The organism is Planctomycetota bacterium (genome assembly GCA_026387035.1).
Classification (GTDB): Bacteria; Planctomycetota; Phycisphaerae; order FEN-1346; family FEN-1346; genus JAPLMM01.
Genome location: JAPLMM010000206.1, coordinates 1 through 4,928 on the forward strand (window position 1 = coordinate 1; position 4,928 = coordinate 4,928).

The 4,928-nt window shown below is 66.9% G+C and carries 6 protein-coding genes; 3 read left to right on the plus strand and 3 right to left on the minus strand.

Annotation, left to right across the window (positions count from 1 at the left end):
- The 3 genes from NTX40_07390 to NTX40_07400 form a co-directional block, all read left to right on the plus strand.
- The coding region (locus NTX40_07390) for a glycosyltransferase family 1 protein (GenBank protein MCX5648902.1) at positions 1-237 on the plus strand (237 nt) is incomplete at its 5' end.
- A gap of 1 nt (position 238) precedes the next feature.
- Positions 239-1,423, plus strand: a complete 1,185-nt coding sequence (locus NTX40_07395) for an amylo-alpha-1,6-glucosidase (GenBank protein ID MCX5648903.1) — start codon at positions 239-241, stop codon at positions 1,421-1,423.
- A gap of 2 nt (positions 1,424-1,425) precedes the next feature.
- Positions 1,426-2,358: a glycosidase gene (locus tag NTX40_07400; GenBank protein ID MCX5648904.1), complete on the plus strand. Its 933-nt coding sequence runs from the start codon at positions 1,426-1,428 to the stop codon at positions 2,356-2,358.
- A gap of 241 nt (positions 2,359-2,599) precedes the next feature.
- Here the strand turns inward: NTX40_07400 and NTX40_07405 are convergent, their stop codons facing one another.
- The 3 genes from NTX40_07405 to NTX40_07415 are packed head-to-tail and all read right to left on the minus strand — an operon-like array spanning position 2,600 to position 4,750.
- Positions 2,600-3,814 (minus strand): inner membrane CreD family protein, encoded by a 1,215-nt coding sequence (locus tag NTX40_07405; protein MCX5648905.1) that lies wholly within the window; start codon positions 3,812-3,814, stop codon positions 2,600-2,602.
- Positions 3,815-3,836: 22 nt separating this feature from the next.
- Entirely contained in the window at positions 3,837-3,998 is a 162-nt protein-coding gene (locus NTX40_07410) for a hypothetical protein (GenBank protein ID MCX5648906.1), read from the minus strand.
- Between the two features lie 26 nt (positions 3,999-4,024).
- Positions 4,025-4,750: a pyridoxine 5'-phosphate synthase gene (locus NTX40_07415; protein MCX5648907.1), complete on the minus strand. Its 726-nt coding sequence runs from the start codon at positions 4,748-4,750 to the stop codon at positions 4,025-4,027.
- Between the last annotated feature and the right edge of the window lie 178 nt (positions 4,751-4,928).

Consider the following 4,928-nt stretch of genomic DNA (forward strand, 5'->3'; position numbering starts at 1 on the left):
GGCCAGGAATCGGGCCACAAGGAGGGCCACCGCGTCGTCTTCAAGAAGCCGCGCACGGCCGATTACCGCGCCAGCGTCCACGACATCGCCGAGTTCCTGCTGAAAATCATGCAGGACGCGAACCTCCGCCGCAAGATGGGCGACGCCGCTCGAAAACACGTCGCCGAGCATTTCGACTACCGCATCGTCGCCTGCCGACTCCTCGAAATCCTCTCCAGCCGACTGGGGCTCGAGTAACATGACCCAAGAGCGCCACACCCTCATCGAAGACGCCAGAAACGCCGCCCTCGAAGTCCTCCGCCACAACGCCCACGGACCCTGCCACGGCCTCCCCCGCACGGCCGGCTGGGGCTACCCCGAACCCTACACGCGCGACCTCATGATCTCGGCGCTCGGGATGCTCGTCTCGGGGGATGACCGGCTCGTGGCGAGCGTGCGGCGCGTCCTGGAGACGCTTGCGAAGAACCAGACCCGCCGCGGCCACATCCCGTCGCTCGTGCACGACCCGGAAGACCGCGGGGCGAGCGACACGACGCCCCTGTTTCTCCTCGGCGTCGCCCTCTATCGCCGCGCAACCGGCGAAACGCGATTCCTCCGCGATGCCGTCCGAAAGGCCCTCCTCTGGATGGATTACCAGAGCCCGGCCGACCGCGTCCTCGTGGCCCATCTGCCGACCAGCGATTGGCGCGACGAGCAATGGGTGCTCGGCTACGGGCTGTTCGTCAACACGGTCGTGTACAGTTACCTGCGGTTCCACGGCGAGGAGGAGAAAGCGAAGACCGTCCGTCAACTCGCGGGCCGCTTCGCCGTCACCGCCGAAGCCCAGCACCGCCACGTCCACGAAGGCCTCGTGCTGCGGCACAAGCCGTACTACGCCCTCTGGTCCTACAAGGTCCACCGCAGCGAGCGGTTCGACCTTTTGGGCAACAGCCTGGCGATTCTATCGGGCCTCGCAAGGCCGTCGCGCGCCAAAGCGATGATCGCCTGGATCGAGCACGAGTGCGAGGCCCTGCGCGCGAGCGGCCAACTGGCCCTCGACCTTCCGCCGTGCCTCTTTCCGTACATCCGCCCCGAGGACCCGGATTGGCGGCCGCGGTACAAGACGTACAATCCGCCCGGCGAGTATCACAACGGCGGCGTCTGGCCGTTCATCGGCGGCTTCTACGTGGCGGCGCTGGTGGCGGCCGGGAAGCATCGCCTGGCCCGGCAGAAACTCGCCGCCCTGGCCGACCTCGTCCGCCCGGCGCGCAAGGCCCGCGTCGCCTTCGGTTTCAACGAATGGCTCCGCGCCCGGGACGGCACGCCCCAGGGACAGGACTGGCAAACCTGGTCGGCTGCCATGTATCTTTATGCATACGAATGTGTCGCGCGCGGACGAACGCCTTTCTTCGACCAGATCCGCGAACCCGACGAGGAGGCTTAGCCATGAAACCCATCTTCGACCGTTGCCGCTCCAACCCCATCCTGAAGGCCCAGGACATGCCCTTCCCCGCCGAAGCCGTCCTCAACCCCGGCGCCACCGAACAGGGCGGCGAAGTCGTGCTGCTCCTCCGCGTCGAGTACGCGACCGGCTACTCCAGCATCTACGTCGCGCGGAGCCGCAACGGCGTGGACGGCTGGCGCATCGAGAAAGAGCCGATCCTGCGCCATGGGGAGCCGCAGTGGCGCTACGAGCAGTGGGGCTGCGAGGACGCCCGCGTCGTCCGACTCGAGGAAGAGAAGTGCTGGTACATCACCTACACGGCCTACTCGCCGCTGGGAGCGGCGGTGGGCCTGGCGCGGACGAAGGACCTGGTGACCGCCGAACGCGTCGGCCTCATCTTCTCCCCCAACAACAAGGACGCCGCACTCTTTCCCCGGCGGTTCGACGGCCGATGGGCGGTCCTCCATCGCCCGGACGCGGGCGGCGGGATTGAGAACATCTGGATCGCCTTCTCCCCCGACCTCGTCCACTGGGGCGAACCGCACTGCGTCCTCCCCGAAGGCCCCGGACCCGCCTGGGACGCCCAGAAAGTCGGCGCCGGTCCCCCGCCCCTCCTGACGAAGGACGGGTGGCTGCTCCTGTACCACGGCGTCAAACTCTACGCGGGGCAGTACGTGTACCGCGTCGGCGTCGCGCTGCTGGATAAGGACCGGCCGCACAAACTCCTCGCCCGCTCGCCGTGCAACATTTTCAAGGCGATGGCCATCTACGAAATGGCGGGGCTGGTGTCGAACGTCGTCTTCCCGACGGGCCTCCTCCTGAGGGGCGATGAGTTGTGGATGTACTACGGCGCCGCCGACACCTGCGTCTGCCTGGCGACCGCCAAACTCGCCGACGTCCTCGCAACCCTCGAACCGCTCGAGTCCCCGGTCTAAAACGTAAACCTTGTGCCCGGTCGAACAGGAATCGCGGCGTCCCGCTCGCCTAGTCGAGTCGCCTGCCGGCCACGGCACGAGCCGTAGCCGTGCCAGGGTGGCGACCGGGATGCCGCGCCTTGCACAAGGTTCGAGGTGATGGCACGCGGCCCGCCCAGCCTTCGCCCCCGGCGCGCCGGGGCTACGGCGGGTCTCCGCTGCGCTTCGACAAGCGGGCCGGCGAACCAGCCCCGCCGGTCCGTCATCGCGCCTGGGGCGGCGGACTCGGCGGCGCGGCCGGCGTCTTGCGCTTAAAGACCTCGTTCCAGACCACGCGGCCCGTCGCCTGCATGAGGATAAAGAGCGTGATGATTGCCACGACGACGATCGCCAGGCCCGTCCACCCCTTCCAGAAGAACGCGTAACTGAAACCGATGAGGTACACCAGTTGCGCAAAGCCGACGTACGCAACGGCGAACTTGATGCCTGCCACGAGGCGCATGTAACTGACGACCAGGAAGACGCTCACCGCCGCCGAAACCCAGAAGGCCTGGTGGATGTCTATCTTGTCCACCAGGTATGCCAGCAGGATGTGGAACGCGAAGAACCCGGCCGAAATGAACAGGTAATGCATCGGGTGCAGGGACACCTTCTTCAGAAGCATCGTCGTAAAGAGAACCGTGAAGAAGAAAAGGAGGCCGACCGGCGCGTAGAGGGCCATGCGGGCGGCGATGGGGCCCGCGTCCTCGCGCGCGGGGGTGTCCACGGCGATGGACTGGCTGGTGCGCGAGTCGGTGATTTTCCAGACGGCCCGCACGCCGCCATCCGTCGGCTCGGCCTTCTTCGACGGGCTCATGCTTCCTTCGGGGTAATTGATGGCCGTGAAGTTCGTCGTCACCTCCAGCGTGAAGTCCTGGAGATGGGCAGCGCGGGGCGAATCCTTTTCGCCGGTGACGTAACTCCACCGGTCCCGGCCGCGCGTCCTGTACGTCACGGCGACGGCGTGCGTCTTCTCGTCGGCCGGAATGGGAACGAGGAAACGGTTGCCGACCTGCTTGGAGTCCACGTCGAGCGCTTCGCCGTCCAGCGCCAGGCCTAGGTTGTCCGTGAACGGGACGCCGGCGGGCAGGGTGAAGAGGAAAGAGTTCCCGGCCGGGCCGGCTTTCACGGTGTACGTCCCCGCGAAATCCACCGTGTACGTGCTGAACCAGAGGAGCCCCTTATACCGGTTCTCGTGCTCCAGGTGGACCTTGATGCTGGAGGCGAGGGGGTCCACGGGCGCCGCGCGTTCGGCATTGGACCCGAGGTAGGGCGCCGGCTGGCTGAGGTTGGCCGGCCCCCAGAGCGAATCCACTTCGGCACTCAACTGGTCCCGCAGGCTCCCCGTGCGCCAGTACACCGTTCCGCCGAGGGCCCACCACGCTGTGCACGCGAGAACGAAGATGACGAGAATGAGGAAGAATCGAAAGGCGGTCATGCCAGGCTCCTTTCCCACGGGGTCAGTTGGTGCCGTCGCTTGCCGGCGGCGGAGCGCCCGGCGGCGACGGCAAAGAAGAGGCAACGGCGTAGTCCGCAGATGACGCAGATGCACGCAGATTTTCTTTTTTCTCTTTTCCACCCAAGTCCTTATCTGCGTTCATCTGCGTCCTCTGCGGATCCAATTCCGTTTCCTTTGCGTTCCTATCTGCTACGTGCCCGGCCGCTCGATGAGGCGGACCATCTCGCGGACGGCCTTGCGGAGGCCGACGAAAATCGCCCGGCTGACGATGCTGTGGCCGATGTTCAGTTCGGTCATCCCCGGAATCTGGGCGATGCGGCGGACGTTCACGTAATTCAGGCCGTGCCCCGCGTGGACAACCAAGCCGAGGCCCTGCGCCTGGCGTGCGGCCTCGGCGACACGCATGAACTGCCGGTCGCGCTGCGGCCCGTCCGGGGCGTTGGCGTACTCGCCGGTGTGGAACTCCACGGCGTCGGCCTCCACGCGGGCCGAGGCTTCCACCTCCTCCGGCTTCGGGTCGATGAAGAGGCTGACCGTGATGCCGGCCGCTTTAAGGCGCGCCACGGCCGCCTTGACCTTGCCCTCCTGGCCGGCCACCGGCAGGCCGCCCTCGGTGGTGATCTCCTGGCGGCCTTCGGGCACCAGGGTGGCCTGGTGGGGGCGGATGCGGCAGGCGATGTCCACCATCGGGTCCGTGACGGCCATCTCGAGGTTCAGTTTCACCTGGACCGTTTTCCTGAGGATCTCCAGGTCGCGATCCTGGATGTGGCGGCGGTCTTCGCGCAGGTGCAGGGTGATGCAGGTGGCGCCGCCGAGTTCGGCCTCGGCCGCCGCCCACACCGGGTCGGGCTCCGCGCCCCGGCGGGCTTGCCGCAGCGTGGCCACGTGGTCGATGTTAACGCCCAGGTGAGGCATGACCGTTCCGCTCCCTGACGACGAACTTCCTTTCGCCGAAGGTGAGAGGTTGTCCGCCGGCGCCGGTCAGGATGCTGTCGCCTTACTGCTTGTGGTGGCGCCGCTTCCAGCGCATATGCCGCTTCTTGCTGCCGACCTTGCGGCGACGTCGAGGCTTGCTCACGCATGCACCTCCATG